Annotated in this window: 32 protein-coding genes, 1 pseudogene and 1 riboswitch; of the genes and pseudogenes, 17 read left to right on the forward strand and 16 right to left on the reverse strand. The window is 73.4% G+C overall.

Annotated elements, in window-relative coordinates; translation table 11 throughout:
• Positions 1 to 65: 65 nt before the first annotated feature.
• From ACPZVR_RS21650 to ACPZVR_RS21670, 5 genes are all read left to right on the forward strand, one after another.
• Positions 66 to 779, forward strand: coding sequence for a TetR/AcrR family transcriptional regulator (locus ACPZVR_RS21650; RefSeq protein WP_436701763.1), 714 nt, complete (start codon positions 66 to 68; stop codon positions 777 to 779).
• Between the two features lie 19 nt (positions 780 to 798).
• Positions 799 to 1,006, forward strand: a riboswitch (cobalamin riboswitch).
• Between the two features lie 59 nt (positions 1,007 to 1,065).
• Complete coding sequence (locus tag ACPZVR_RS21655; protein WP_436701764.1) at positions 1,066 to 2,061, forward strand: ABC transporter substrate-binding protein; 996 nt, start codon at positions 1,066 to 1,068, stop codon at positions 2,059 to 2,061.
• Complete coding sequence (locus ACPZVR_RS21660; RefSeq protein ID WP_436701765.1) at positions 2,061 to 3,158, forward strand: iron chelate uptake ABC transporter family permease subunit; 1,098 nt, start codon at positions 2,061 to 2,063, stop codon at positions 3,156 to 3,158. The genes ACPZVR_RS21655 and ACPZVR_RS21660 overlap by 1 nt, the downstream gene beginning before the upstream one ends.
• Positions 3,155 to 3,931 carry an ABC transporter ATP-binding protein gene (locus tag ACPZVR_RS21665; protein WP_436701766.1) on the forward strand — a complete coding sequence of 259 codons (777 nt, stop codon included), beginning with the start codon at positions 3,155 to 3,157 and terminating at the stop codon, positions 3,929 to 3,931. Before ACPZVR_RS21660 ends, ACPZVR_RS21665 begins: the two co-directional genes overlap by 4 nt.
• Positions 3,928 to 4,560, forward strand: coding sequence for a (2Fe-2S) ferredoxin domain-containing protein (locus ACPZVR_RS21670; protein ID WP_436701767.1), 633 nt, complete (start codon positions 3,928 to 3,930; stop codon positions 4,558 to 4,560). The genes ACPZVR_RS21665 and ACPZVR_RS21670 overlap by 4 nt, the downstream gene beginning before the upstream one ends.
• A 107-nt stretch (positions 4,561 to 4,667) precedes the next feature.
• On the opposite strand, the gene ACPZVR_RS21675 is transcribed toward ACPZVR_RS21670, so the two are convergent.
• The 7 genes from ACPZVR_RS21675 to ACPZVR_RS21705 all read right to left on the reverse strand — a co-directional run bounded on the left by ACPZVR_RS21675 (position 4,668) and on the right by ACPZVR_RS21705 (position 9,299).
• Positions 4,668 to 5,297, reverse strand: a complete 630-nt coding sequence (locus ACPZVR_RS21675; RefSeq protein WP_436701768.1) for a hypothetical protein — start codon at positions 5,295 to 5,297, stop codon at positions 4,668 to 4,670.
• Positions 5,294 to 5,743, reverse strand: a complete 450-nt coding sequence (locus ACPZVR_RS21680) for a MarR family winged helix-turn-helix transcriptional regulator (RefSeq protein ID WP_436701769.1) — start codon at positions 5,741 to 5,743, stop codon at positions 5,294 to 5,296. Before ACPZVR_RS21680 ends, ACPZVR_RS21675 begins: the two co-directional genes overlap by 4 nt.
• 133 nt (positions 5,744 to 5,876) lie before the next feature.
• Complete coding sequence (locus tag ACPZVR_RS21685) at positions 5,877 to 7,298, reverse strand: cytochrome P450 (protein ID WP_436701770.1); 1,422 nt, start codon at positions 7,296 to 7,298, stop codon at positions 5,877 to 5,879.
• Positions 7,298 to 7,789, reverse strand: coding sequence for a GNAT family N-acetyltransferase (locus tag ACPZVR_RS21690; protein ID WP_436701771.1), 492 nt, complete (start codon positions 7,787 to 7,789; stop codon positions 7,298 to 7,300). The genes ACPZVR_RS21685 and ACPZVR_RS21690 overlap by 1 nt, the downstream gene beginning before the upstream one ends.
• A 65-nt stretch (positions 7,790 to 7,854) precedes the next feature.
• Positions 7,855 to 8,109, reverse strand: coding sequence for a hypothetical protein (locus ACPZVR_RS21695; RefSeq protein WP_436701772.1), 255 nt, complete (start codon positions 8,107 to 8,109; stop codon positions 7,855 to 7,857).
• 2 nt (positions 8,110 to 8,111) lie between these two features.
• Positions 8,112 to 8,690 carry a TMEM165/GDT1 family protein gene (locus ACPZVR_RS21700; protein ID WP_436701773.1) on the reverse strand — a complete coding sequence of 193 codons (579 nt, stop codon included), beginning with the start codon at positions 8,688 to 8,690 and terminating at the stop codon, positions 8,112 to 8,114.
• Between the two features lie 249 nt (positions 8,691 to 8,939).
• Positions 8,940 to 9,299: an ArsR/SmtB family transcription factor gene (locus tag ACPZVR_RS21705; RefSeq protein WP_436701774.1), complete on the reverse strand. Its 360-nt coding sequence runs from the start codon at positions 9,297 to 9,299 to the stop codon at positions 8,940 to 8,942.
• A 95-nt stretch (positions 9,300 to 9,394) separates the two neighbouring features.
• On the opposite strand from ACPZVR_RS21705, the gene ACPZVR_RS21710 reads away from it, so the two are divergent.
• A complete protein-coding gene (locus tag ACPZVR_RS21710) occupies positions 9,395 to 10,717 on the forward strand; it encodes an NAD(P)-binding domain-containing protein (protein WP_436701775.1) in 1,323 nt (440 codons plus the stop codon).
• 37 nt (positions 10,718 to 10,754) lie between these two features.
• Positions 10,755 to 11,858: pseudogene (locus ACPZVR_RS21715) on the forward strand (MFS transporter); the annotation flags it as partial.
• A 103-nt stretch (positions 11,859 to 11,961) separates the two neighbouring features.
• Here the strand turns inward: ACPZVR_RS21715 and ACPZVR_RS21720 are convergent.
• A complete protein-coding gene (locus ACPZVR_RS21720) occupies positions 11,962 to 12,648 on the reverse strand; it encodes an arsenate reductase/protein-tyrosine-phosphatase family protein (RefSeq protein ID WP_436701776.1) in 687 nt (228 codons plus the stop codon).
• Between the two features lie 37 nt (positions 12,649 to 12,685).
• Between ACPZVR_RS21720 and ACPZVR_RS21725 the strand changes: the two genes are divergently transcribed.
• From ACPZVR_RS21725 to ACPZVR_RS21735, 3 genes are all read left to right on the forward strand, one after another.
• Positions 12,686 to 13,414 carry an aquaporin gene (locus ACPZVR_RS21725; protein ID WP_436701831.1) on the forward strand — a complete coding sequence of 243 codons (729 nt, stop codon included), beginning with the start codon at positions 12,686 to 12,688 and terminating at the stop codon, positions 13,412 to 13,414.
• Positions 13,415 to 13,434: 20 nt separating this feature from the next.
• Positions 13,435 to 13,851, forward strand: a complete 417-nt coding sequence (locus tag ACPZVR_RS21730) for an arsenate reductase ArsC (protein ID WP_436701777.1) — start codon at positions 13,435 to 13,437, stop codon at positions 13,849 to 13,851.
• Positions 13,852 to 13,973: 122 nt separating this feature from the next.
• Positions 13,974 to 14,192: an amphi-Trp domain-containing protein gene (locus tag ACPZVR_RS21735; protein WP_436701778.1), complete on the forward strand. Its 219-nt coding sequence runs from the start codon at positions 13,974 to 13,976 to the stop codon at positions 14,190 to 14,192.
• An 18-nt stretch (positions 14,193 to 14,210) separates the two neighbouring features.
• Here ACPZVR_RS21735 and ACPZVR_RS21740 read toward each other — a convergent pair whose 3' ends face one another.
• Together ACPZVR_RS21740 and ACPZVR_RS21745 are read right to left on the reverse strand one after the other, a co-directional pair.
• Entirely contained in the window at positions 14,211 to 14,447 is a 237-nt protein-coding gene (locus ACPZVR_RS21740) for a hypothetical protein (RefSeq protein ID WP_436701779.1), read from the reverse strand.
• A 95-nt stretch (positions 14,448 to 14,542) separates the two neighbouring features.
• On the reverse strand, positions 14,543 to 15,376 hold the full coding sequence (locus ACPZVR_RS21745; RefSeq protein WP_436701780.1) for a sigma-70 family RNA polymerase sigma factor: 834 nt from the start codon (positions 15,374 to 15,376) through the stop codon (positions 14,543 to 14,545).
• A gap of 43 nt (positions 15,377 to 15,419) precedes the next feature.
• On the opposite strand from ACPZVR_RS21745, the gene ACPZVR_RS21750 reads away from it, so the two are divergent.
• The gene (locus ACPZVR_RS21750) at positions 15,420 to 16,040 is read left to right on the forward strand and encodes a hypothetical protein (RefSeq protein WP_436701781.1); all 621 of its coding nucleotides are present in this window, start codon (positions 15,420 to 15,422) and stop codon (positions 16,038 to 16,040) included.
• 25 nt (positions 16,041 to 16,065) lie between these two features.
• On the opposite strand, the gene ACPZVR_RS21755 is transcribed toward ACPZVR_RS21750, so the two are convergent.
• Positions 16,066 to 17,541, reverse strand: coding sequence for a SulP family inorganic anion transporter (locus ACPZVR_RS21755; protein ID WP_436701782.1), 1,476 nt, complete (start codon positions 17,539 to 17,541; stop codon positions 16,066 to 16,068).
• Between the two features lie 82 nt (positions 17,542 to 17,623).
• Here ACPZVR_RS21755 and ACPZVR_RS21760 point away from each other — a divergent pair, with 82 nt between their 5' ends.
• The gene (locus ACPZVR_RS21760; protein WP_436701783.1) at positions 17,624 to 17,995 is read left to right on the forward strand and encodes a MerR family transcriptional regulator; all 372 of its coding nucleotides are present in this window, start codon (positions 17,624 to 17,626) and stop codon (positions 17,993 to 17,995) included.
• A 123-nt stretch (positions 17,996 to 18,118) separates the two neighbouring features.
• Here the strand turns inward: ACPZVR_RS21760 and ACPZVR_RS21765 are convergent, their stop codons facing one another.
• The 4 genes from ACPZVR_RS21765 to ACPZVR_RS21780 all read right to left on the reverse strand — a co-directional run bounded on the left by ACPZVR_RS21765 (position 18,119) and on the right by ACPZVR_RS21780 (position 19,884).
• The gene (locus ACPZVR_RS21765) at positions 18,119 to 18,559 is read right to left on the reverse strand and encodes a carboxymuconolactone decarboxylase family protein (RefSeq protein WP_436701784.1); all 441 of its coding nucleotides are present in this window, start codon (positions 18,557 to 18,559) and stop codon (positions 18,119 to 18,121) included.
• Positions 18,560 to 18,637: 78 nt separating this feature from the next.
• Entirely contained in the window at positions 18,638 to 19,129 is a 492-nt protein-coding gene (locus ACPZVR_RS21770) for an RrF2 family transcriptional regulator (protein ID WP_436701832.1), read from the reverse strand.
• A 94-nt stretch (positions 19,130 to 19,223) separates the two neighbouring features.
• Entirely contained in the window at positions 19,224 to 19,559 is a 336-nt protein-coding gene (locus tag ACPZVR_RS21775) for a YnfA family protein (RefSeq protein WP_436701785.1), read from the reverse strand.
• A gap of 58 nt (positions 19,560 to 19,617) precedes the next feature.
• Positions 19,618 to 19,884, reverse strand: coding sequence for a hypothetical protein (locus tag ACPZVR_RS21780; protein ID WP_436701786.1), 267 nt, complete (start codon positions 19,882 to 19,884; stop codon positions 19,618 to 19,620).
• 164 nt (positions 19,885 to 20,048) lie between these two features.
• On the opposite strand from ACPZVR_RS21780, the gene ACPZVR_RS21785 reads away from it, so the two are divergent.
• The 4 genes from ACPZVR_RS21785 to ACPZVR_RS21800 are packed head-to-tail and all read left to right on the forward strand — an operon-like array spanning position 20,049 to position 22,782.
• On the forward strand, positions 20,049 to 20,813 hold the full coding sequence (locus ACPZVR_RS21785; RefSeq protein ID WP_436701787.1) for an ABC transporter ATP-binding protein: 765 nt from the start codon (positions 20,049 to 20,051) through the stop codon (positions 20,811 to 20,813).
• Between the two features lie 10 nt (positions 20,814 to 20,823).
• The gene (locus ACPZVR_RS21790; protein ID WP_436701788.1) at positions 20,824 to 21,585 is read left to right on the forward strand and encodes an ABC transporter permease; all 762 of its coding nucleotides are present in this window, start codon (positions 20,824 to 20,826) and stop codon (positions 21,583 to 21,585) included.
• A gap of 15 nt (positions 21,586 to 21,600) precedes the next feature.
• Entirely contained in the window at positions 21,601 to 22,374 is a 774-nt protein-coding gene (locus ACPZVR_RS21795; protein WP_436701789.1) for a MerR family transcriptional regulator, read from the forward strand.
• 48 nt (positions 22,375 to 22,422) lie between these two features.
• Positions 22,423 to 22,782 (forward strand): MmcQ/YjbR family DNA-binding protein, encoded by a 360-nt coding sequence (locus ACPZVR_RS21800; RefSeq protein WP_436701790.1) that lies wholly within the window; start codon positions 22,423 to 22,425, stop codon positions 22,780 to 22,782.
• Between the two features lie 53 nt (positions 22,783 to 22,835).
• Here ACPZVR_RS21800 and ACPZVR_RS21805 read toward each other — a convergent pair whose 3' ends face one another.
• Positions 22,836 to 23,318 carry a MarR family winged helix-turn-helix transcriptional regulator gene (locus ACPZVR_RS21805; RefSeq protein ID WP_436701791.1) on the reverse strand — a complete coding sequence of 161 codons (483 nt, stop codon included), beginning with the start codon at positions 23,316 to 23,318 and terminating at the stop codon, positions 22,836 to 22,838.
• Between the two features lie 86 nt (positions 23,319 to 23,404).
• Here ACPZVR_RS21805 and ACPZVR_RS21810 point away from each other — a divergent pair, with 86 nt between their 5' ends.
• The gene (locus tag ACPZVR_RS21810; protein ID WP_436701792.1) at positions 23,405 to 24,274 is read left to right on the forward strand and encodes a phosphatase PAP2 family protein; all 870 of its coding nucleotides are present in this window, start codon (positions 23,405 to 23,407) and stop codon (positions 24,272 to 24,274) included.
• Positions 24,275 to 24,302: the final 28 nt, after the last annotated feature.

Here is a 24,302-nt window from a genome sequence, read left to right on the forward strand (position 1 = left end):
TAAGAGACTGACTTGAAGGCGCCCTGCGCGCGGGACGGTCCGCGACGGGTGGCATGATGCGGCCCGTGAGCACACCGAAGGCCTCTGGCACCGCCCGGCGACGCCGGCTGCCGCGCGGCGCGCTGACCCCGGAGAGGATCGTGACCGCGAGCCTGGCCCTCCTCGACGAGCAGGGTCTCGCGGCGTTCACGATGCCCCGTCTCGGACGCACCCTCGGCGCCGACCAGACCGCGGTGTACCGGCACTTCGCCAGCAAGGACGACCTGGTGCTCGCCGTCGCCGACCGACTGCTCACCGAGGCCTTCGAGGACTTCGAGCCCGCCGTCGACGACTGGCGGGGCACGCTCGTCGACGTGTGCCAGCGGGTCCGCACCACCTACGTCAGCCATCCCGCCGCCGCCGTCCTCAGCGGCCCGCGGATCACCACCGGGTCCTCGGAGATGAAGGCCGCGGACGCTGTCGTCGGCGCCCTGCGCGCGGCCGGGATCCCCGACCGCGAGCTCGCGCTGTACTACCGCGTGATCGCCGACTTCGCGCTGCTGTGGTCCGGCGGGCTGGCCGGCTTCCGGATCCTCGACAAGAGCATCCAGGAGGCCGAGCGGACCACCTGGACGACCGCCTACGCCACGGCGCCCGACCAGTTCGGCAACCTGCACTCCATCAGCGGCGATCTCGACCGGATCGAGAGCGAGCAGGTCTTCGACACCGCCCTGGAGCTCCTGCTCGACTCCATCGCCGCGCGGGCCGCCCGCGCCCGGACCGAACGCGGCACCGCCTGAGATTTCGGGAGGCCCGCGTGCTAGCGTCCGCCTCGCCAGTCGTACTCACGAGCATCGTGGGTCAGGGAACCCGGTGAGAGTCCGGGACTGACGCGCAGCGGTGAGGGTGACGGGCGGGGCAACACGTCACTGGTGACGGACGGCGGACACTCGGCCGACCGGCACTGGGAAGGCGCTCCGTCCGGTCGATCCCGAGTCCGAAGACCTGCTGGCCGTGGACCCTCCCGGGTCCGCGTCACCCACCCAACAGGCTTCGCGCACGAGCCTCGGACTGAGAAGAGTGACCATGACGTCCCGTCGTACCCGGGTCCGCCCGACCCTGCTCGCCGTCCCCCTGACCCTCGCGCTGACCCTCGCCGGCTGTGCCGGCGCCCCCGAGCCGGAGCGCAAGAAGGCGGCCGGCGACGCCTTCCCGGCGCGAGTCTCCAGCTGCGGCTTCGAGGCCACCGTCACGGCCCCGCCGGAGCGCGCGGTGTCGATGAACCAGGGCGCGACCGAGGTGATGCTGGCGCTCGGCCTCGCCGACCGGATGGCCGGCACGGCCTACCTCGACGACGCCGTCCCCGCGAAGTGGCAGGACGCGTACGACGAGGTCCCGGTGCTGTCCGCGGAGTACCCCGACAACGAGACCCTGCTCGCGGCCGAGCCCGACTTCGTCTACGCCTCCTATCTCAGCGCCTTCGACGCGGACGCCGCCGGCCCGCGCGAGGAGCTGGCCGTGCTCGGCATCGCGTCGTACAACTCCCCGTTCGGCTGCGGCAAGGGCCACGACCGCGTGGAGATCGCCTTCGACTCCGTCTGGGACGAGATCGCGACCGTGGCCGCGGCGTTCGGCGTACCCGAGCGGGCGGCGGCGATCCAGGAGGAGCAGCAGGCCGCGCTCGACGACCTCGCCGACCGGCGACCGGGGGCCGGCCGCACCGTGTTCTGGTACGACTCCGGTGACAAGACCGCGTTCGCCGGTGCCGGCCAGGGCGGTCCCCAGCTGATCCTCGACGCGGTCGGTGCGACCAACGTGTTCGCCGACCTGGAGGGCAGCTGGGCCGACGTCAGCTGGGAGCAGGTCGTCGCGGCCGACCCCGACGTGATCGTGGTCGCCGACGCGAGCTGGTCCACCGCGGCCGACAAGATCGCGATGCTCGAGAAGGACCCGGCGCTCTCGGACCTGCGGGCCGTCCGGGCGAAGGCGTACGTCGTGCTGCCGTTCTCCGAGTCCACGCCCGGCGTCCGGCTCGCCGACGGCGCGGTGTCGGTCGGCGAGCAGCTGAGCGCGCTGGGCTGATGCTGCAGCCCAGCCGGTCGACCCGGCTCGCCCGGTCGCCCCGGTCCGCCCGGCCGGCGCGGAGCCGGCCGCGCACCGGGCTCCTGGTCGGGGTGGCGCTGGTCGCCGCCCTGGCCGTCAGCCTGGTCGTGGCCGTCGGGATCGGGTCGGTGCACGTGCCCACGGGCGACGTCGTGGACGTCGTGCTGCGCCGGCTCGGCCTGCCCGTCGACGACGTGAGCGTCGTCGACGACAAGATCGTGTGGCAGCTGCGGATGCCCCGCGTGCTCGGGGCGGCGGCGACCGGCGCGGGACTCGCGCTGGCCGGGGCGGTGCTGCAGTCACTGACCCGCAACGACCTCGCCGACCCCTACCTGCTGGGCATCTCCGGCGGCGCGACGGTCGGCGCGGTCAGCGTGATCGTGCTCGGGGTGAGCGTCGGCGGGCTGGTCGGCGGCGCCGCCCTCGGCACGGCGGCCTTCGTCGGGGCCCTGGTCGCGCTGGCGCTCGTCCTGACCCTGGCCACCGGCCGCACCGGGGACCTGCCGCCGGCCCGCACCGTGCTGGCCGGCGTGGCGATCGGGCAGATCTGCGCGGCGTACACGTCGTTCGCGGTGATGATGAGCGGCGACCACGACGCGGCGCGCCGGGTGCTCGCCTGGACGATGGGCTCGCTCGCCGGCGTGCGCTGGCACAGCGCGACGGTGCTGCTCGTCGTCGCGCTCGTCGCCCTGGTCGGGATCGTCGCGTGCGCGGCGGACCTGGACGCCTTCGCCTTCGGCGACGCCTCGGCGGCCTCGCTGGGCGTCTCGATCCGGCGTACCCGCTGGGTCCTGCTCGTCGGTACGGCGCTGCTGACCGCGTGCCTGGTCGCCTACACCGGCGCGATCGGGTTCGTCGGGCTGGTGGTGCCCCACGTCGTCCGGCTGGTCGGGGGGCCGCTGCACCGCCGGCTGCTGCCCCTGAGCGCACTGGCCGGCGCCGTGCTGATGATCTGGGCCGACACCGCGGCGCGGTCGCTGGTCGAGGGGCAGGAGATCCCCATCGGCGTGGTGACCGCCGTCCTCGGTGCCCCGCTGTTCGCCTACCTGCTGCGGCGCGAGTCGAGGGCGCGATGAGGCTCGCGGCCGAGGGACTCTCGTGGGGCGTCCGGACCCGCACGATCCTCCACGACGTGTCGGTCGCCTGCGCGCCGGGGACCGTCACCGGGCTGCTCGGCCCCAACGGCTCGGGCAAGACCACGCTGCTGCACGTGATGGCCGGGCTCCGGCGGCCCGCCTCCGGCACGGTCCTCCTGGGGGACGACGACGTGCACCGGCTGCCGGCCCGGCTCCGGGCGCAGCGGATCGCGTTCCTCGAGCAGCACGCCGCGACCGGGCTGCCGCTGACCGCGCGGCAGGTCGTCGAGCTGGGCCGGATCCCGCACCGCGGGCGCTGGCCGGCGGCGCGCGGCGAGGGCGCGGCCGAGGTCGCCGAGGCGATGCGGCAGTGCGGGGTGACCCACCTCGCCGACCGTGATTGGCAGACCCTGTCCGGAGGCGAGCGACAGCGGGTCCAGCTGGCCCGCGCCCTCACCCAGCAGCCGGCGGTCCTCATGCTCGACGAACCGACCAACCACCTCGACCTGTCCCACCAGATCGACCTGCTGGCGACGGTCCGGGCGCTGGGCCGCACGGCCCTCGCGGCGCTGCACGACCTCGACCTGGCGGCGGCGTTCTGCGACCGGCTGGTCGTCCTCCAGGCCGGCCGGGTGGTCGCCGCCGGCCCCCCGGACGAGGTGCTCACCACGGAGCTGGTCCACCGGGTCTACGGCGTCGAGGCCACGGTCGGGCGCCACGACCGCTCCGGACGGCTGCACGTCGTATGGCACGACGCGAGGGCGGCCCGGTGAGTCGCGCGGTCGTCCTCGTCCCCCTGGGCGTCGACGCGGCGCGCCACGCCGAGGAGCTGCGCGAGGTGGCCGCCGCAACCGGCTCGTCGCTCGCCTTCCTCCAGGCCGGTACGCCGAGCCTGGCCGACGAGCTCGACCGGCTGGCGGCGACGGGGGCGCGCCGGATCGAGCTGGTGGGCCTCGGGCTGGGCGCGCCGACGGCCCGCTCCTGGCTGCGACGGGTCGCCGGGCACTGGCGGCGGGCCAACGCCGGCGTCGAGCTCGTCCTCACCGGCCGCGCGGTGACCGGCGAGGAGGCGCCGCTGACATCGCCGGCCTGGGAGGACGTGCCCGGCCATGCCCGGCAGGTCCTGGTCTGTCGCGGGCCCCGGTGCTCGGCCCGCGGCTCCGCGGCCACCGCGACCGCCCTCGACGCCGAGCTGCGCCGGCGCGGCCTGGGCGACGACGACGTGCTCGTCACCCAGACCGGCTGCCTGTTCCCCTGCAACCAGGCGCCGGTGCTGGTGGTCCACCCCGACGACATCTGGTACGGCGGCGTCCGGCCCGGCGTCGTACCGGACCTCGTCGACGAGCACCTGCTGGGCGGCCGGCCGCTCAGCAGTGCCCGGCTGCCGCGCCCGGGGAGCTGACCGGGGCGGGGCGCAGCTGTAACTATCTGTTCGTGTCACTACCGCACCGGTAGACCGGTAGGGCAGTCGCACGGACAGGTAGTTACAGCCTCGACCGGCCGAGGCGCTCAGCGCACGCCGGGTCCCTGCTCGGCGCGCTGGAGCAGCCGGACCACCTCGCGCGGCTCGTCGACCCAGAACCCGACCCGGTCGACCACCCGCGCACCGTCGTGGGTGGCGAGCGCGGTCGGCTCGGCGAGGGTGAGCTCGACATTGGTGCGGTTGCCCGGACCGACGAGGAGGAGCCCATCCTCCTCGTGGACCGAGCGGATCACGCCCTCGAACTCGTGCTCGGCGCCGCGGACGCGCGTGATCGCCGCCAGCGGGACGTCGACCCGGAACCGCGGGCCGTTGCGGATCGTGAGCCGGTCGGGGAGCAGGAAGTGGCGACGGACGTAGAACGAGCCGGCCATGCCGAGCATCCACAGCGCGCCCCAGAGCCCGACCACGAAGAGCGGGACCCGGACCACGTGCGCCCAGGTGGCGTCGACGGTGCGCAGCACCAGCTCCAGGGCGACCACTTCGACGACGGAGCCGAAGATCCACAGCCACATGACCGGCGCGGTCAGCCGGCTGTAGCCGAGCTGCACCGCCCCCGCCGGAGCGTCGGGGCGCCGGGCGATCCAGCGCGCCAGGTTGCGCCAGATCGCCAGCTCGACCAGGACGACGTCCTTGAGGATGCGCCAGCAGCGGTTCATGACTCGACCTCCTCCATCAGGGCGGTGAAGCGGGCGATGGTCACGTCGAGGACGGCGGTGAAGTCGGCCAGCCTCCTCGCGGAGAGGTCGCCGAAGAGCTGTCGCGCAAGGTCGTCGTAGCCGTCCTGGTTCTCCTTGATGACGGCGAGCCCCGCGGCGGTGGGCGTCACCAGGGTCGCCCGGCGGTCGCTGGGGTGCGGCTCGCGGGTGACGTGGCCGGAGGCGACCAACCCGTCCACGAGACCGGTGACGTTGCGCGGGGTCACGTCCATCGCCGCGGCGAGCTGTTGCTGGGTGGTCGGCCCGCCGAGGCCGAGCTGCCACAGCAGGTGGATCCGCGGCGCGGTCAGGCCGGACTCCTTCTCGTAGCGACCCAGGTCGCTCGAGATCAGCAGCGACAGCTGCATCAGGCGGTCGATCGCGCCGCGCGGCGTGGCCTTCTCCATATCGTGAAGTTACTACATGATTACATCACTTCACAAATGACGTGGAGCGGTGCTCGTCCTCCAACGTCTCCGATCGCGTCGACCCACCTCACACGATCGGAGGCGTTGTACCCCGACCAGGAGAGCTCGCCGGTCACGGCCGGAGCGCGGCCACCCGGACCCGGCCGCCACGGCCGGGGATCATCGTCACGTTGCGGTGGATCGGCCGCTCCGGTGCCGCGGCGTCGGCGACCAGGTCCGCCCGCCGGGCGATCTCGGCGACCACGATGCGCAGCTCCTCCATCGCCAACGCGGCGCCCAGGCAGCGTCGGGTGCCCCCACCGAACGGCAGCCACTCGTGGGCACCCGGCCGTCGGCCCAGGAAGCGCTCGGGCGCGAACCGGAACGGGTCGGGGTAGAGATCGGCGCGGTGGTGGAGCAGCAGGATGCCGACCAGCAGTCGGCTGTCGGGCGGGACGACGACGTCGCCGAGCCGCCACGGCACCCGCACCCGGCGCCCGATGAGCGGCACCACCGGCCGCACCCGCATCGACTCGGTGATGACGGCCTCGAGGTAGCCCTCGGGGTCCTCCCCCGAGCGCACCACGTCGCGCAGCCGGTCGTACGCGGCAGGCGCGCGCAGCAGCCGCTCGAAGGTCCAGGCGATGGAGTTCGCCGTCGTCTCGTGACCGGCGAGGACCAGGGTGAGCAGCTCGTTGCGCAGCTCCCGGTCGGTCAGCGGCGCGCCGTCCTCGTCGCGCACGTCGAGCAGCAGGCCCAGGATGTCGTGCCGGGCACCCGGCTCGTGCTCCGCACGCCGCGCCGCGATGACGTCGTACATGGCCCGGTCGAGGCGGCGCACCACCCACTTCTGCGGTCCGACCGACTCCTCCCGGTCGAGGTTGAGCAGCTCCGCGAACTGGGCGAGCGGACCCACGGAGAGTCGGAGGGTCTGCCGGACGACCTGGCGCAACCGGGCCTCGGCCGGCGCCGCCCGGTGGTCGATGCCGAACACACCGCTCATGATCACGTCGAGCGTGATCGCCTGGGCGGTCGCCGCCAGCGGGAACGCGGCGCCGGGTGCCCAGCCGTCGAGGTGGCGTTCGGTCGCGGCCACGATCTCGTCGCGGTAGCGGGCGATCGCCTCGCCGTGGAACGACGGCATCATCAGCTTGCGGCGCCGCCGGTGCTGCTGGCCGACCGCCGTGAGCACCGACAGCCCGACGATCGGGCGGACCGGCGACTCCCCCGCCAGCGACGGCACGACGTCCGGGTCGGCCGCGAACAGCGAGCGCACGTGCTCGGGATGGCGGGTCACCACGACCGGCTGCCGGTCGAGCAGGCTGACGAAGGAGAACGCCTCGCCCCGCGCGGTCCCCGCGAAGAGCTCACCGCCCAGGTCGGCGGTGATCCGCAGGCTCTGCCGCAGCCGGTTGGGGTGGCCGACCGGAGGCGCGGCCGCACCGGTCGTCCCGTCGGGCAGCGGGCCCGCCGGCGAGGGGTCCGGCACGGCCGGCGCGAGAGCGCCACCGACGGCGGGCCGCGCGTACCAGGGGTCCGGGCGGCCGCGGCGCATCAGGCGTCCCGGTCCGCGCGCAGGATGCTGTAGGAGTAGCAGTCGTGGAAGGCGCCGTCGCGCCACTGCGCACCCCGCACCGTGCCCTCACGGGTGAAGCCGGCCTTCTCCAGCGCCCGCTGCTCGGCGACGTTCTCGACGTCGGTCGTGGCCTCCACCCGGTTGACGGTCGTGTGCCGGAAGAACAGCTCCGCCAGCGCCCGCTGGGCGGCCGTGCCCGCCCCCCGGCCGCGGGCCTCCGGACGCAGCCAGATGCCGATCATCGGGTTGCGCGACTCCGGCATCGGTCCCCACTGCTGCCAGATCCAGCTCACGCTGCCCAGCAGCAGGCCGTCGGCGGCGTCGCACACGGCCATCCCGCCGAACTCCCGCAGCTCCGGCGAGTACGGCTCCGTGCGCGGCGGCCGCGGGCCGAAGTCGTCGTACGGCGCATCGCCGCCGGCCAGCAGCGGCAGGTCCTCGGCCACGACCGGGCGCAGCACGATCTCCATGTCCCTCATCCCCTTTCGGTGGTCCCGCAGCTGTAACTACCTGTCCATGTCACTACCTGACCGGTCTACGCATCACGTAGTGACATGGACAGGTAGTTACAGCTCCTCCACAGCAGCCCGGCCGCGGCCAGCTGCAGCGCGCCGACCACGACCGCGAGGAGCGTGACGTGCCCGTCGAGCAGCGCGCCGGCGAGGACCCCGCCGGCCAGCGCGCCGATGCCCTGCACGGCCGCGAAGACACCGTACGCCGTGGCCCGGCGCCCGGCCGGGACGAGATCGGCGAGAACGGGTGGCGGACGGGGCGGGGCCGCCGGTGTCACCCTCAGATCCAACCAGCCCCGCTGACGATGAGCAGCAGCCCGAAGAGGGCGAACAGCGCGGCGGCGCCGTACTTGATGACCCGCTCGGGCAGCTGGCGACCGAGCACCGCACCCACGCCGATCGCGAGCGCGTCGGCGGCCACCATGCCGAGGGTCGAGCCGAGCCAGGTGCCGAACCAGCCCTCCTGCGTGGCCAGGGTGATGGTGGCGAGCATCGTCTTGTCGCCCAGCTCGGCGAGGAAGAAGAAGACGCCGACCACGAGGATCGCGCGGCCGGTCGCGCTGGCCGCCTTGCGCTCGTCGTCCTCGGTCAGCTCGTCACCGCGCAGGGTCCACAGCGCGAAGCCGAGGAAGGCGATGCCCGCGCACACCTCGATGGTGCCTTGGTAGTCGCCGAAGGCGTCGCCGATGGCGTACCCGATCCCGACCGACGCGAGGTGCACGATCGCGGTGGCGGCGGTCAGGCCGATGAGTACGTCGCGGGCGCGGTAGCGGGTGGCGAAGGTCATCGCCATCAGCTGGCTCTTGTCGCCGAGCTCGGCCACGAAGATGACCGCGGTGCTCAACAAGAAGGCGTACATCTGGTTCCTCTCCGGCGCCCGGCCGGAGGAACCCGTCGCGATGACGTGCCTTCGACCAGGCACGTCCATTCATCACGGGTCGCGCATCTGGTCGAAAGTCTCGTCCGCCACCTCGGCAGGTGGCCCGCTGTGCCGGGCCCGCAGACTGCACGGGCCAGCGTGTCGACACAGCTGTTGAGGACTACTCCCCTTCGTACCGCCAGTCTAGGGCGCCCGCCGCCGGCACCGCCAATCGGGCGCCAGGAGGGGTCAGCCACCGATGGGAGCCAACGCCGCGGCGAGGGAGCGCAGCGCCTCGGGAGCGACACGGTAGTAGGCCCAGCGACCGCGCTGGTCCCGGGTGGCGAGCCCCGCCTCGACCAGCAGCCTCATGTGGTGCGAGACGGTCGGCTGACTGAGCCCCACGGGCGCGGTGAGGTCGCAGACGCACGCCTCGCCGTCGGGCGCCGCGGCGATGAGGGAGAGCAGCTTGACCCGGGTCGGGTCGCCGAGCGCCTTGAACATCCGCGCCAGCAACTCGGCCGTCTCGTCGGCGACCAGGCCGCCGGTGACGGGCGAGCAGCAGGCGGCCAGGTCGGCCGAGTGGATCACCGGCAGGGAGGAGGCCATGAGGCCATCCTGTCCCATCCATTGACAAATGTCGATACGTTGGCCAGGCTTTCGCATCGAAGAACGTCGATATATACCTGAGCCGAGGAGCAGTGATGAGTGACCTTCCCGTCGTGGTGATCGGTGCCGGTCCGCAGGGCCTGGCGGCTGCCGCGCATCTCATGGAGCGCGGCCTGAAGCCGCTGGTCCTCGAGTCGGGCCCCGGCCCGGCCTCCGCTGTCGCGGAATGGGCGCACGTCCGGCTGTTCTCGGCGTGGCCCGAGCTGGTCGACGCCGCATCGGCCCGACTCCTCGAGCCGTCCGGCTGGTCGGCACCGCGGTCCGGCTACCCCACCGGCGCCGCGTGGATCGCCGGCTACCTGGAGCCGTTGGCCGAGGCTCTCGGCGATCGGGTCCGGTACGACGCCCGCGTGACCGGGGTGTCCCGCAAGGGCCGCGACCGGCTCGTGGACGCCGGGCGCGCCACCCAGCCGTTCACCGTCCACGTCGTCGACGCGGCCGGCGCCGAGTCGCGGGTCGAGGCACGCGCCGTGATCGACGCCTCCGGCACCTGGCGTCGCCCGAACCCGGCCGGCGCTGACGGCCTGCCCGCCCTCGGCGAGCGCGCCGCGGGCGACGTCCTCTCCTACCAGATCCCCGATCGATCCCGCCCCGAGCGGTACGCCGGGCGCCACACCGTCGTCGTGGGCGCCGGCGACTCGGCGTTCAACGCCATCCACGAGCTGGTCCGGATCGCCGAAGAGGCTCCGAACACCCGGATCACCTGGGCGATCCGGCGCGTCGTCAGCAACGGTACCTTCGGTGGCGGCGCGGCCGACGAGCTGCCGGAGCGCGGGGCTCTCGGCCAGCGGGCGAGGAACGCGGTCGAGGAGGGGACGGTCGAGCTGGTCACCGGATTCCGCACCGCCCGGATCGATCGGGAGGGCGAGCGCGCCGTCCTGGTCGGCGAGGACGGGCGCGAGCTCGCTCCGGCCGACACGGTCGTGGTGCTCACCGGCTTCCGCCCCGACCTCTCCTTCCTGTCCGAGATGCGGCTCGACCTCGACCCGACGCTCGAGGCACCCCGCCGGATCGCGGCGGAGATCGACCCGAACCTCCACTCCTGCGGTTCGGTGCGCGCCACGGGCGCCGCGGATCTCGCGCAGCCCGAGCCGGACCTGTACCTCGTGGGCATGAAGTCCTACGGCCGGGCGCCGACCTTCCTCGCCCTGACCGGCTACGAGCAGGTGCGCAGTGTGGTCGCCGCGATCGCCGGTGACCACGCCGCCGCCGAGCGGGTCGAGCTCGTCCTGCCCGACACCGGAGTGTGCGGCGGTGCGGGCGTGTTCGACGACCCCGACGGGTCGGGCGGCGGCTGCTGCGCGCCGGCGCCGCGTCCGGAGGTCTTCGAGATCGGCCGGGCCCCTGCCGACGTCTGATCCCAGCGCCGCCCGCGGCGTCCTCGGCACGCTGTGCGTGACGGTCACCGTCGCGTACGGCGTGCTCTACTACGCCTTCACCGTGCTCGCCACGGGGATCACCGCCGACACCGGATGGTCCGAGACGGCCGTCACGGCCGCGTTCTCGGGCGGCAGCCTGTTCGGTGCCGTCCTCGGCATCGCGGCGGGTCGCGTCCTGCAGGACCGCGGCCCGCGGATCGTGATGACGGTCGGCAGCGTGGTCGGCACGGCGGCCGTCATGGTGATCGCGACCGCGCCGTCGCTGCCGGTGTTCGCCATCGGCTGGCTGATCGCCGGCGCCGGCAGTGCCGGCACGTTCTACCCGCCGGCCTTCGCGGCGCTCACTCAGTGGTACGGCGCCCGGCGGGTGCGGGCGATCACGACCCTGACCCTGGTCGCCGGGTTCTCCTCGACCGTCTTCGCACCGCTGACGGCCGCACTGGGCAACGAGATCGGATGGCGAACCACCTATCTCGTGCTCGGCGTCGTCCTGGCGCTCACGGCACCGGCCCACGCCGTGGCCCTCCACCCGCCCTGGCGGCCAGACGCGACGGACGCGGCCGGGCTCCCGAGCCAGCCCCGATCCGACCGGAGCATCCTGACCAGTCGCACCTTCGTCTTCCTCTCCGCCTCGGGGGCACTCACGTCGTTGGTGATGTACGCCTCGCTGGTCCATCTCGTCCCACTGCTGCAGGACCGCGGCACGACCGTCCAGCTGGCCGCCTGGGCGGTGGGGCTCAGCGGTGCGGGACAGGTCGCAGGTCGCGTGCTGTACCCCCTCCTCGACAGGTCGATGGCGCCGAACCCCCGCGCCGTCGCGATCATCCTCGTCCTCGCCACGATGGTGTTCGCGCTCGCGGCCGTCCCCGGTCCGGTGCCGCTGCTGATCCTGCTGGCCGTCGTCGCCGGGGCCGCACGTGGGCTGTTCACGCTCATCAGCGCGACGGTCGTGAGCGAGCACTGGGGTGCCGGGCGGTATGCCGCTCTGAACGGCGTCTACAACGCGCCGCTCGGGGTGGCCGCCGCCCTCGCGCCTGCCGCGGGCGCGGCGATCGCCGCGTGGACGGGGAGCACCGCGGGCCTGTTCGTCGTGCTCGGGTGCCTGGGTCTGATGGCCGCAGCGCTCGCGGCGACGTCCGGCAGCACCACCGGTGGCCGTCCGTCCGGCCACGGGAGGAGCGGGCGCGGACACCTCCTGCGCAGGGAGCGGCAGGAGGCCGGCCTCAGCCCGCCTGCCCGAGAAGAGGTGCGACCCGGTGAACCCGGCCCGCCAACTCGTCATGGGCGCGGTCGAAGGCGCCCTTCGTCCCGGCAACGACCGGGTCGGGGACGGACCAGTGCACCTGAGCGATGGCCCCGAGCTCCTCGTGGGCGCGGTCGCAGACCGTGACGACGAGGTCGCCCCCCTCCGGTGCGGGGGGGATCTGGTCGAGGCTCCGCGGCGCGATGTCCGGCAGGTCGAGGTCGTGCCGTCGGGCGGTCGCGAGGGCACCCGGGGCGACCCGCTCGGCCGGATGTGTGCCGGCCGATGTCGCCGGGATCCCGCTCGCCCGTCGCCACAGCGCGGCCGCGAGGTGGGAGCGCGCGGTGTTGGCGGTGCAGACGAAGACCAGCCGGCCCGGCGTCGCGAGCCGAGGCGCGCCGGGCGTCAGCGGCGGCTCGGAGACCAGCCGCCAGTAGCTGCGGCGCCGATCGCCCTCTGAGGACTGCCGTGCGATGACCCCCGCGCCCTCGAGGATCTTGAGGTGGTGGGCCAGGAGGTTGGACGGCGTGCCGAGCCGCGCCGACAGCTCGGAGGACGCGGCGTCACCGATCGCGAGCAGGTCGACGACCTGCAGCCGGGTCGGGTCCGCGAGCGCGGCATGCACCGCGACCCGGCGACCAAGGGCGGCATCTCGCTCAGCGTTCATTGCCTCAATGTTGACTGACTCACCTCGGCAGGTCAAGATGTGCGGCGTGAGCATCCCCCCGCTGTCGCGCCGCCTGTTGGCGGAGTTCCTCGGCACCGCCCTGCTCGTGGCCGTCGTGGTCGGATCCGGCATCGCCGCCGAGACCCTCTCTCCCGGCGATGTCGGTCTGCAGCTGCTCGAGAACTCCACCGCGACCGTTCTCGGGCTGACCGTGTTGATCCTCTGGTTCGGGCCGGTCTCGGGAGCACACTTCAACCCCGTCGTCTCGCTCGCGGACTGGTTCCTCGGCCGCCGCAGCGGCACCGGCCTGTCGCTGACCGACGTCGCTGCGTACGCCGTCGCCCAGGTCGGCGGCGGGGTCGCGGGGGCGGTGCTGGCCAACGTGATGTTCGACGTGGACCAGGGCCTCTCGGACAAGGACCGGCTCGGCAGCGGCCCACTCGTGGCCGAGGTCGTGGCGACCGCCGGCCTCGTGGCCCTGGTCTTCGCACTCGCACGCACCGGTCGGGGAGCCCTGGCCGCGCCCGCGGTGGGTGCCTACATCGGAGCCGCGTACTGGTTCACCAGCTCCACCTCGTTCGCCAACCCGGCAGTGACGGTCGGCCGGATCTTCTCCGACACCTTCGCCGGCATCGCGCCGGCCTCGGCCCCGGCCTTCGTCGGGATGCAGCTCGCCGGTCTGCTGGTCGGCGTCGTCGTCACGCTCGCGCTCTACCCCGACGCCGGTGAGCGGGCCGACGACGTCGTCGTTCCGCACAACCGCTGACCCTGATGGAGAGAAATCCGATGACCACACCCGCGACCCGGCCCACCGTCCTGTTCGTCTGCGTCCACAACGCCGGCCGCTCGCAGATGGCCGCCGGCTACCTGCAGCACCTCGCCGGTGGCCGCGTCGAGGTCCTCTCCGCGGGCTCGCAGCCGGCCGACCAGGTCAACCCGATCGCTGTGGCCGCGATGGCCGAGGAGGGCATCGACATCGCCACCGAGCAGCCGAAGGTGCTCACCGAGTCGGCCGTCCACGAGGCCGACGTCGTCGTCACCATGGGCTGCGGCGACGAGTGCCCGTTCTTCCCGGGCAAGCGCTACGAGGACTGGGTCCTCGACGACCCGGCCGGCCAGGGCATCGCGGCGGTGCGGCCGATCCGCGACGAGATCCGCCGCCGCGTCGAGGCCCTCGTCGCCGAGCTGGTCGACGGCTCCTAGCCCGCCGTCGGCTGCGGCGACGGGGCCGGGTTTGCCTCATCCCCGAGCCGTCGGGAGGGCCCGCCCGGGACCGGCTGGGTACCGTTCACGACGAACACCGACGACCAGCCAGAGGAGAACCCGTGGACGACCTGTTCGAGATCGACCAGACCCAGCGCCTGCGTCGCGAGGAGGCCGCCGCCCGGCTGCGCGCCCTGGCCGACTCCCTCGATCGGCACAACAGCGTCACCTTCGAGCGCGCGGGCCACCGGATCACCGTCGACGTCCCCGACGAGGTCGAGCTCACGGTGGAGGTCGAGATCGGCGAGGAGAACGAGCTGGAGGTCGAACTCCGCTGGTGACCCGGCGGCCGGCGCCGGTCAGTCCTCGGGCAGCTCGGCGAAGGCCGCCTTCATGTCGTTGTACCAGCCCAGCGACTTCTTGGGGTGCAGCCAGCGGTACTTCATCTCCTGCCGGGCCTGCCGGTGCGCCTCGTCACCGGCCTTGACGACCTCCTTGAGGTGCTGGTCCTGGGCGACGATCACCTCGTCGGCGTCCTTCCCGCGGTGCGCGAGGTCGCAGGGGCCGCCGAGCTGTCGGCAGGTCATGGTCTTCATCGTCGGGTTCCTTCCTCTCGGGTCCTGTCCTCATGACGTACGGCGGGCCGCGAGTGTGACCGGACGCGGCGGATCTCCTCCGGGCCGGCCCCGGGTCACCGCCGCCGCGCCCCGTCGCGCCGGGCGACCCGGGCGAGCACGTCGGGGTCGGCCCGGAAGTCGATGCGCCGCACGACGCCGTCGGCGACGGTGAAGTCGAAGGCGACCCGCGCCACGCCCCGGTCGAACCAGGCCGATCCCGGCCGCGGCCCGACGTAGACGGCCAGTGCCGCATGGGCCGCGCCGTCGAAGAAGGTCGCGACCTCCTGGCGCCCCGTGAGGCGTCGCGGGGTGCCGATGAGGACCGCGGCGTCGTCGCCGGCGACCACGGCGTCGGGCGCGAGCAGGCGGACCAGCCGGGCGAAGTCGCCCTCGCGGGCCGCGGCCATGAAGGCGTCGACGACCTCCCAGTCGGCGAGCGCGTCGTCGGAGCGGGGCTGCGCGACCTTGCCGCGCGCGCGGGAGGCCAGCTTGCGCGCCGCGACCGGCGTGACGTCGAGCAGCTCGGCGATCGTGGGGAAGTCGAACCCGAAGCTGTCGTGCAGGACGAATGCCACCCGCTCTCCCGGGCTGAGCCGGTCCAGCACCACCTGCAGCGCGATCCCGACGGTGTCGGCGAGGACGACGTCGTCGGCCGGGTCGGGGGCGGTCTCCGACAGCTCCGGATCCGCGGCCGGCATCGGTGTGCGGGCCCGCAGCCGGTCCAGGCACAGCCGGGTGGTCACCGTCGTCAGCCACGCGGGCAGGTTGTCGATCCCGGCGTCGCTGCCGTGCAACCGCAGCCACGCCAGCTGGACGACGTCCTCCGCCTCGCTCGCGTCGCCGAGCACGCGCGTCGCCAGGCCCAGGAGTCGCGGCCGCTCGGCCTCGAAGTCCTCGGTCAGGTCCATGGCCGCCAGCCTCGCAGATCGGGCCACGTGCGAGGCTGGCCCCGTGAACGGGCAGCAGCTGGCGCAGTGGCTCGAGGACCTCGCCCTGGCCGACCATCTCGGCGCGGCTGGACTGCCGACCTTCGAGCGCGACCTCGGCGGCGTCGCCCGCTGGCGGGACCCGGGCACCGGCGCCCCGTTGACCGACGACCAGCTGGCCGATCTGGACCGGGTCCTCCACCAGGACGGCGACGACCCGGCGCACGCGGTCCCGCTCGCCCTGGTGCAGCTGCGCCGGCAGGCCCACGTGCGCGCGCGGCTCCTCGCCTCGCCGACCCACACCTACGCGACGCTCGCCCGGCTGCGGGGCGTGTCGGAGAACGCCGCCCGGTTCGCCGTCCACAAGGCGGCCGGACGCGGCGCACTGCTCGTCGTGCCCCACGACGGCGGGGCGCTGGTCCCGGCCTTCCAGCTCGACGACGACGGCGAGCTGCGGCCCGAGCTGGCCCCGGTCGTGGAGCCGCTCCTCGCCTCGACGATGGACCCGTGGCAGGTGTGGGCCTGGCTGACCCAGCCCGCCGGGCTGCTCGGCGGGCTGGTCCCGCACGAGGCCGTGCGCGACCCGGAGGAGGCGCCGATCGTGCGGCACGCCGCCGTCCGGCTGGCGGAGCGCGCGGCGCGCTGAGCCCGCCGGGCCGCGGCCGGCCGGGTCAGTGCGTGGACAGCCGGCCGGTGAGCCGGTCGTGGAAGGCCGCGCTGGGCTCGTTGAGCCCCTGGATCTCCACGGTGGTGCCGCGGCGCTCGTACTTCGTGGTCACCGCGTCCAGCGCGGCGACGGTCGAGGCGTCCCACACGTGCGAGGCGGACAGGTCGATGACCACCCGGTCCGGGTCGCCGGCGTACGCGAACTGCGCGTAGAGGTCGTTGCTGGAGGCGAAGAAGAGCTCGCCGGTGACGCGGTAGTGCGCGACGGCTGACCCGTCGGCGACGACCAGCTCCCGCTCGACGTTCGCCAGGTGCGCGACCCGGCGGGCGAAGAGCACCATGGCGACGAGGACGCCGACGACCACCCCGATCGCCAGGTTGTGGGTGGCGACGGTGACGACGACGGTGGTCACCATGACCGTGGTCTCCGAGCGCGGCATCCGGCGCAGCATCCGCAGGGAGTGCCAGTCGAAGGTGCCGACCGACACCATGACCATCACCGCGACGAGCGCGGCCATCGGGATGAGCGCGACGACGTCGCCGAAGCCGACGACCAGGACGAGCAGGAAGGTCCCGGCGAGGAAGGTCGAGATCCGCGTGCGTGCGCCCGAGACCTTCACGTTGATCATGGTCTGGCCGATCATCGCGCAGCCGCCCATGCCGCCGAAGAACCCGGTGATCACGTTCGCTGCGCCCTGGCCCGCCGCCTCGCGGGTCTTGTCCGACGGGGTGTCGGTGATGTCATCGACGAGCTTCGCGGTCAGCAGCGACTCGAGCAGGCCGACGAGCGCCATGGCGACGGCGTACGGCGCGATCGTCTGCAGCGTGTCGAGGGTGAACGGCACGTCGGGCACGAACCACGCGGGCAGGCTGTCGGGCAGCGCCCCCTCGTCCCCGACGTCCGGCACGTCGACGCCGGCGAGGAGCACGAACCCGGTGAGCGCGACGATCGCGACCAGCGGCGCGGGGACCACCGCGCTGATCCGCGGGAAGCCCACGATCACGGCGATGCCGACGGCGGTCAGCGGATACACCGCCCACGGTACGTCGACCAGGTGGTCGAGCTGGGCCTGGAAGATCAAGATCGCCAGCGCGTTGACGAAGCCGACCATGACCGAGCGCGGGATGAACCGCATCAGCCGGGCGACGCCGGCCAGCGCCAGGACGACCTGGATCAGGCCGCCGAGCAGGACGGTCGCGATCAGGTGGTCGTAGCCGTACTCGCGCATCACCGGCGCGATCACCAGCGCGACGGCGCCGGTGGCGGCCGAGATCATGGCCGGCCGGCCGCCGAGGAAGGAGATCGCGACCGCCATCGTGAAGGACGCGAACAGGCCGACCCGCGGGTCGACGCCGGCGATGATCGAGAAGGAGATGGCCTCGGGGATCAGCGCCAGCGCGACGACGAGCCCGGCGAGGACCTCGGTGCGCAGCAGGCGCGGCGACCGGAGCGCGGCACGGACGGAAGGGGAGTCGCTCACGGTTCCCGCACTCTACTCTCACGTTACGTGAGAGTTGGCATCGCCCAGCACCTTCCACTGGGGCATGCGGGAGGATCGGCGCATGATGCAGATCGGCGAGGTCGCCGCCCGGACCGAGCTGTCGCTGCGCAGCCTGCGGCACTGGGACGAGGTCGGCCTGCTGCGGCCCTCCGGTCGCTCCGAGGGCGGGTTCCGGCTCTACACCGAGGACGACGTGGAGAAGATCCTGGTCATCCGGCGGATGAAGCCGCTCGGCTTCACCCTCGACGAGATGAGCGCCGCCATGCGCGACCTCGAGACCCTCCGGGACCCGCACGCCGCCGAGCGCCACGCCACCGCCCGGGCGCGGCTGGACGCGGTGCTCGCCGACGCCACCGAGCGCCGGGCCCGCCTGGTCACCCAGCTCGCCATGGCCGACGAGTTCCTCGACCAGCTCGCCCGGCAGCTGGGCTGACCGGGCGGCCCCGGGCGGCCCCGGGCGGCCCCGGGCGGCCCCGGCTGGACCCGGGCGACCCGGGCGGGCGCGCTCAGGTCAGCGCGCCCTCCGGCTGGACCCGGGCGACCCGGGCGGGCGCGCTCAGGTCAGCGCGCCCTCCGGCTGGAGGTGGGTGGTGATGCCGGCCATGTTCCAGGTGTTGATGGTGCCGACGGCGACGATCAGGTCGGCCCGGCGCTCCTCGCCCAGCAGCCGGCCCGCCTCGTCCCACAGGTCGTCGTCGATCGGCCCGACGCCGCCGGTCAGCTGCTCGGCGAAGGCGAGGGCGACCCGCTCGGTCGCGTCGAAGAACGGGCTCTCCTGCCAGGCGGCGACGCCGTGCAGCTTGCGGATCGGCGTCCCGCGGCGCTCCAGGTCGGTGGCGTGCATGTCGACGCAGTAGGCGCAGCCGTTGAGCTGGGACGCCCGCAGCTTGACCAGGTCGTAGAGCACCGGGCCGAGGGACTTCTTCATCCGGGTGTCGAGCGCGAGCAGCGCCTGGAAGGTCTCCGGGGTCGCCTCGCGGATCGGGGTGCGGGTCATGGCTCTTCCTCTCTCATTAATCGGACATTACTTGTCCAGTTTTGGATGTACGGTCCGAGGCGGGCCCGGACCGCAGGCTCAGGTGCGGGCGAAGTGCCGGCGTACGTCGGCGGCGACCCGGCGCGGGGTCGCCGCGGCGAGGTCGAGGACGGAGGTCGCGGCCAGCTCCCGGCGCCAGGCCAGCTCGGCTCCGCGCATGGCGTGGGCGATGCCGCAGGGCTTGGCGAACTCGCGCTCCGGCCGGTCCTCGTTCAGGCCGCGGCGGCGGATCTCGGTGCAGGCGAACGCGTCGCCGGGACCCTCGATCGCCGCGACGACGTCCATGAGGGTGATCCGGTCGGCGGACCGGGCCAGCCGGACGCCGCCGTGCTTGCCGGGCACGGACTCGGTGATCCCGGCCCGGGTCAGCGCCTGGACCTGCTTGACGAGGTACGGCGCCGGGAGGTCGTAGACCTCGGCGAGCCGAGCCACCGGCACCGGCGTCGCGCCGCCCGCGTCGCTCGTGTCGCCCTCCTGCAGCCAGTGGAGCAGCACGCAGACATGGGCCGCCCACTCGACGCCCTCGTTCATCCGCACGGCCACTGCTCCTTCGCGTTATCTGGACACAGAGTATCCAGGTAATGCGGGAGAGGCAACCACCCGAGCCCGGTCCGCCCGACCGGGGTCAGCCCGATCGCGGGGCGTACATGATGACGGCGACGCCCACGAGGCAGACCAGCGCGCCCGCCACGTCGTACCGGTCCGGGCGGAAGCCGTCGAGCGCCATCCCCCACAGCAGCGAGCCGGCCACGAACACCCCGCCGTACGCCGCCAGGATCCGGCCGAAGTGCGCGTCCGGCTGCAAGGTGGCGACGAAGCCGTAGAGGCCCAGCGCGATCACCCCGGCGCCGATCCACAGCCAACCGCGGTGCTCCCGGACCCCCTGCCACACCAGCCAGGCGCCGCCGATCTCGGCGATCGCCGCCAGCACGAAGAGGGGGATCGAGCGCAGCACGTCCATGGCCCGATCCTCCCAGGGACGAGTCGAAGACGCGCTCGACCGGTCCTAGACAGCGAACTCAGAAGTAGCCGCGGGGGCGCTCGGCGGTGTCGCCGGGCCGGTGGCCGTCCTGCCAGTCGGTGATCGTGCTGCGCGCGTCGAGGTCCACGTCCGGGTTGGCCCGGATGAACTCGTGGACGACCCGCTCGGGGTCGACCCGCTCGCGGTTGACGATCAGCCGGCCGTACGCGACGAGCTCACGCACGGTGAAGGTCCGGAACCCGTCGCGGTCCTGCGCGGGGGTGGCTGATCCGAAGTGCGCTCCGTAGCCCTGTGCCCGAGTCATGGCCTCACCGTACCCGTGCGTGCCGGCGGCCCGGCACCCGAGCACGGTACGACGGCTCACCAGAAACCCGGGTCGGCTGCGGGGTTGACCTTGACGCAGCGTCAACCCCGCACGCTGCTGTCCTGAGGCCGCCCCGGCCTCCCGTCACGAAGGGAAGCACCGCCATGACACGACAGGCAGCGACCGCCATCCGGGTCGCCGGCGTCGAGAAGTCGTTCGGAGACCTGCCCGTGCTGCGCGGGGTCGACCTCGAGGTCGCCGCCGGCAGCATCGTCGCCCTCCTCGGCTCCAACGGCGCCGGCAAGACGACCCTGATCCGGATCCTCGCCACCCTGACCCGCGCGGACGCCGGCACCGCCTCGGTCCAGGGCTTCGACGTGGCCACCCGGCCGGCGGAGGTCCGCGAGTCCTTCAGCCTCACCGGACAGTTCGCGGCGGTCGACGAGATCCTGACCGGCCGGGAGAACCTGGTCCTGGTCGCGCGGCTGCGGCACCTGCCCGACCCCGGGAAGGTGGCCGACGACATGCTCGCGCGCTTCTCCCTCACCGAGGCGGGCGGGCGCCGCACCGCCACCTACTCCGGCGGCATGCGCCGGCGGCTCGACATCGCGATGAGCCTGATCGGCGATCCGCCGGTGATCTTCCTGGACGAGCCGACGACCGGGCTCGACCCGCAGGGCCGGATCGAGGTGTGGCAGGCCGTCCGGGAGCTCGCCGCCGGCGGCACGACCGTCCTGCTGACCACCCAGTACCTCGACGAGGCCGAGGCGCTGGCCGACCGGATCGCGATCCTCCACCAGGGCCGGATCATCGTCGACGGCACGCTCGCGGAGCTCAAGCAGCTGCTCCCGCCCGCCCAGGTCGAGTACGTCGAGAAGCAGCCGACGCTCGAGGAGATCTTCCTCGCGCTCGTCGGCGCGGAGCACTGAGGAGAGCGTCATGAGCACCCACGTCGTGAGCGACACCCGCACCCTGCTGGGTCGATCGCTGCGCCACATCCTGCGCAGCCCCGACACCATCATCACCACCGCCATCACGCCGATCGCGATGATGCTGCTGTTCGTCTACGTCTTCGGCGCCGCGATCGACGCCGGTGACGGCGAGTACGTCGACTACCTGCTGCCCGGCATCCTCCTGATGACGATCGCCTCCGGCATCGCCTACACGTCGTACCGGCTCTTCCTGGACCTCAAGGGCGGGATCTTCGAGCGGTTCCTGTCGATGCCGATCGCCCGCTCCGCGGCGCTGTGGGGCCATGTGCTGACCTCGCTCGTCGCGAACCTGATGTCGGTCGTGCTGGTCGTGCTCGTCGCCCTCCTCATGGGCTTCCGCTCCGGTGCCGGCGTGCTCGCCTGGCTCGGGGTCGCCGCGATCCTGGTCCTGTTCACCCTGGCGCTGACCTGGCTGGCGGTGATCGCCGGGCTGGCCGCGAAGTCGCCGGACGGAGCGGGGGGCTTCGCCTACCCGATCATCTTCCTGCCGTTCGTCAGCTCGGCGTTCGTCCCGACCGAGGGCATGCCCGGGCCGGTCCGCTGGTTCGCCGAGCACCAGCCGGTCACCTCGATCGTCAACACGCTGCGCGCCCTGCTCGCCGAGCAGCCGGTCGGCGACGACGCCTGGATCGCGGTGGCCTGGTGCGCCGGCCTCCTCGTGCTCGCGTACGCGATCGCCACCCGGGTCTATCGCCGCCGGTTCGCGTGAGGGCAGGCTGGTTCCGTGCTCACGATCGGACAGTTGGCGTCGTACGCCGGAGTGACCATCCGGGCGGTGCGGCACTACCACCAGGTGGGGCTGCTGCCCGAGCCGGAGCGCGACCGCTCCGGCTACCGGTCCTACGACGCGCCGGCGGTGGTCCGGCTGATCCGGATCCGGACCCTCGCCGAGGCCGGCGTCCCGCTGGCGCGGGTCCAGGAGCTGCTCGACGCCGACCCGGCGACGTTCAGCGAGGCGGTCGGCGACATCGACCGCCGGCTGCGTGCGGAGATCCGCGAGCTCCAGGAGCACCGGCGTCGGATCGCGCAGCTGGAGTCGGGCGACTCCCTGGCCGTGCCTCCCGAGGTCGCCGACTACCTCGACCGGGTGCGGAGCATCGGCGCGCCCGACGAGCTGATCGAGGGTGAGCGGGACGCCTGGATCCTGATCGCCGGCCGCTACCCCGACCGCATCCCCGCCTTCATGGACGACAAGAACGCCCAGCTCGAGGACGAGCGGACGGTCCGGTTCTACCGGCTGATCGGCGACCTGGTCCGCGGCGAGCGCGACGAGCACGAGCAGATCGTGCGCGAGATGGCCGACCTGCTGGTCGAGCTCTTCGAGGAGGCGGCGGCCACCGGGCAGCTCGAGCTGCAGGAGGAGTTCCTGGACGACAACGCGCTCGTGCGGCTGTTGGACTCCATGGCCGACGAGAGCCCGCCCGTCCGGCGGCTGCGCGAGCTCCTCGCCGAGCGCGGCTGGGCGGGGTGGACCCGCATCGAGCGCGTCGAGGACTGACGAGGGGGCCGGCGATGAGTCCGCGCCGTCGTACCGGTCGAACCCAGCATGGCGGTGCTCGACGACGTCCGGTCGCTCGGCGACGAGCTGGAGCGGTCCTACCCGGTCTACGTGCGCGACCGGCTGAAGTTCCGGGTCGGCCAGATCGTGTACGTCGCGTTCTCGCGCGACGAGACCGTGATGGGCTTCGCGTTCCCGAAGGAGGAGCGCGCGGCACTCGTCGCCGGGGCGCCGGACCGGTTCGGGCTGCCCCGCGAGTCCGAGCTCCGGTTCAACTGGGTCCACGCCGAGCTCGCGGCCCTGGAGCCGAGCGAGGCACGCGAGCTCGTGGTCGACGCCTGGCGGATGGTCGTGCCCCGGAAGGTCTCGCGCGCCTGGGACCTCACGCACCCCGACGGCCCGGGATGAGCCGCCGCGGCCGGCGTACCTCCCCCGCTCGGCCGGGGCCGGGTGCCGCGGCGTCAGCGCACGGGCACCGGTGGGGCGGCAGGGGCGTCCGCGGGCGCGAGCACGTCGGCACGGGCGAGGAGACGCTGCAGGGCCGTGTTGAACGCCCCGACCTCGTCGTCGGGCAGCCGGCCGATGAACATGCGCAGCGCGGCGCGGCGCGGCTCCTGGTGCCGGTCGAGCAGCTCACGGCCCTCGCGGGTGATGGAGACCAGCCGGACCCGCCGGTCCACGCGGCTCTCGCGGCGCTCCACCAGGCCGAGCCGGACCAGGCGGTGGATGTTGCGGCAGGCCGCGGGCGCCGACAGCTCCATCCGCTCCGCGATCTGGTTCACGGGCAGGGGCGCGTCGGCCATGGTCAGCATGAGCAGCGTGCGGATCTGGGTCAGCGAGAGGTCCCGGTCGGCGAGGTAGGTGAGCCCCTCGCGCTCCGCGAGGGTCCACAGGGACTGCAGGAACTGCTCCAGCCCCTCGAACAGCGTGTCGCGCTCACCCACGGGCCGGACGCTACTCAATTGATTGCGTGATCGCAATCATTGCTGTAGGACAGTGATGGTGTGAACGACAGGAGGACGCAGGGCCGATGACATCGCGCGACCTGACGGTGGGCGACAGGGGCGAGCCGGACCCTTCCCTCGCGGCGTCCGCGGCGTCGTCCGTGCGGGCCGCGACCGCGCCTCCGGCCCGCCTCTCCGGACGGTGGGCCGTCACCCTCGTCGAGGGCGGCGCGCTGCTGGTCCTCGCCGTGGCCTACACCCTCATCCGCGCCGCCCAGGGCGAGGACGTCGCCGGCGCCCTCGCGCACTCGCGCGCGATCGCGGACGTCGAGCACTGGCTGATCCAGCATTTCGAGCGCCCGGCCAACACCTGGCTCGCGTCGATCCCGGCGCTCGCCGTCCCCGCCTGCTACTTCTACGCCGTCTTCCACTACGCCGCCACGCCGCTGGTGCTCTACCGCTCGTGGCGGCTGGGCGGCTGGGTGCACCAGCGCGGCTACTGGACCCTGATCATCGCCTCGGCCATCGCGCTGGTGATCTACGCGCGCTTCCCCGTCGCCCCGCCGCGGCTCCTGCCCGACCTCGGCATGATCGACGTGATGCGCGCGTACGCCGACTACGGCTGGTGGGGCGACGCCGCGTCGGCGCCGCGCGGCATCGGCGACGCCACCAACCAGTACGCCGCCATGCCCTCCCTCCACTTCGGCTGGTCCCTGTGGTGCGCGATTCAGATGTGGAGCTTCCCCGGCCTGTGGTGGCGCGTCGCCGCCGTGCTCTACCCGACCGTCCAGGTGCTGGTGGTGATCGCCACCGCCAACCACTACCTCCTCGACGTGGTCGCCGGCGGACTCTGCGTGGTCGTGGCGATGGGCCTCGTCGTCGGACTCCGCCGCCTGCGCGCCCGGCGCGTCGCGGCCCCGATCAGCGATCCGACGGGGCTCCCCGCCGGGCGGTGAGGTGACCCGGCACCCCCGGCCGACCGGG

It is taken from the genome of Nocardioides segetis, assembly GCF_051390595.1.
Lineage (GTDB): Bacteria > Actinomycetota > Actinomycetes > Propionibacteriales > Nocardioidaceae > Nocardioides.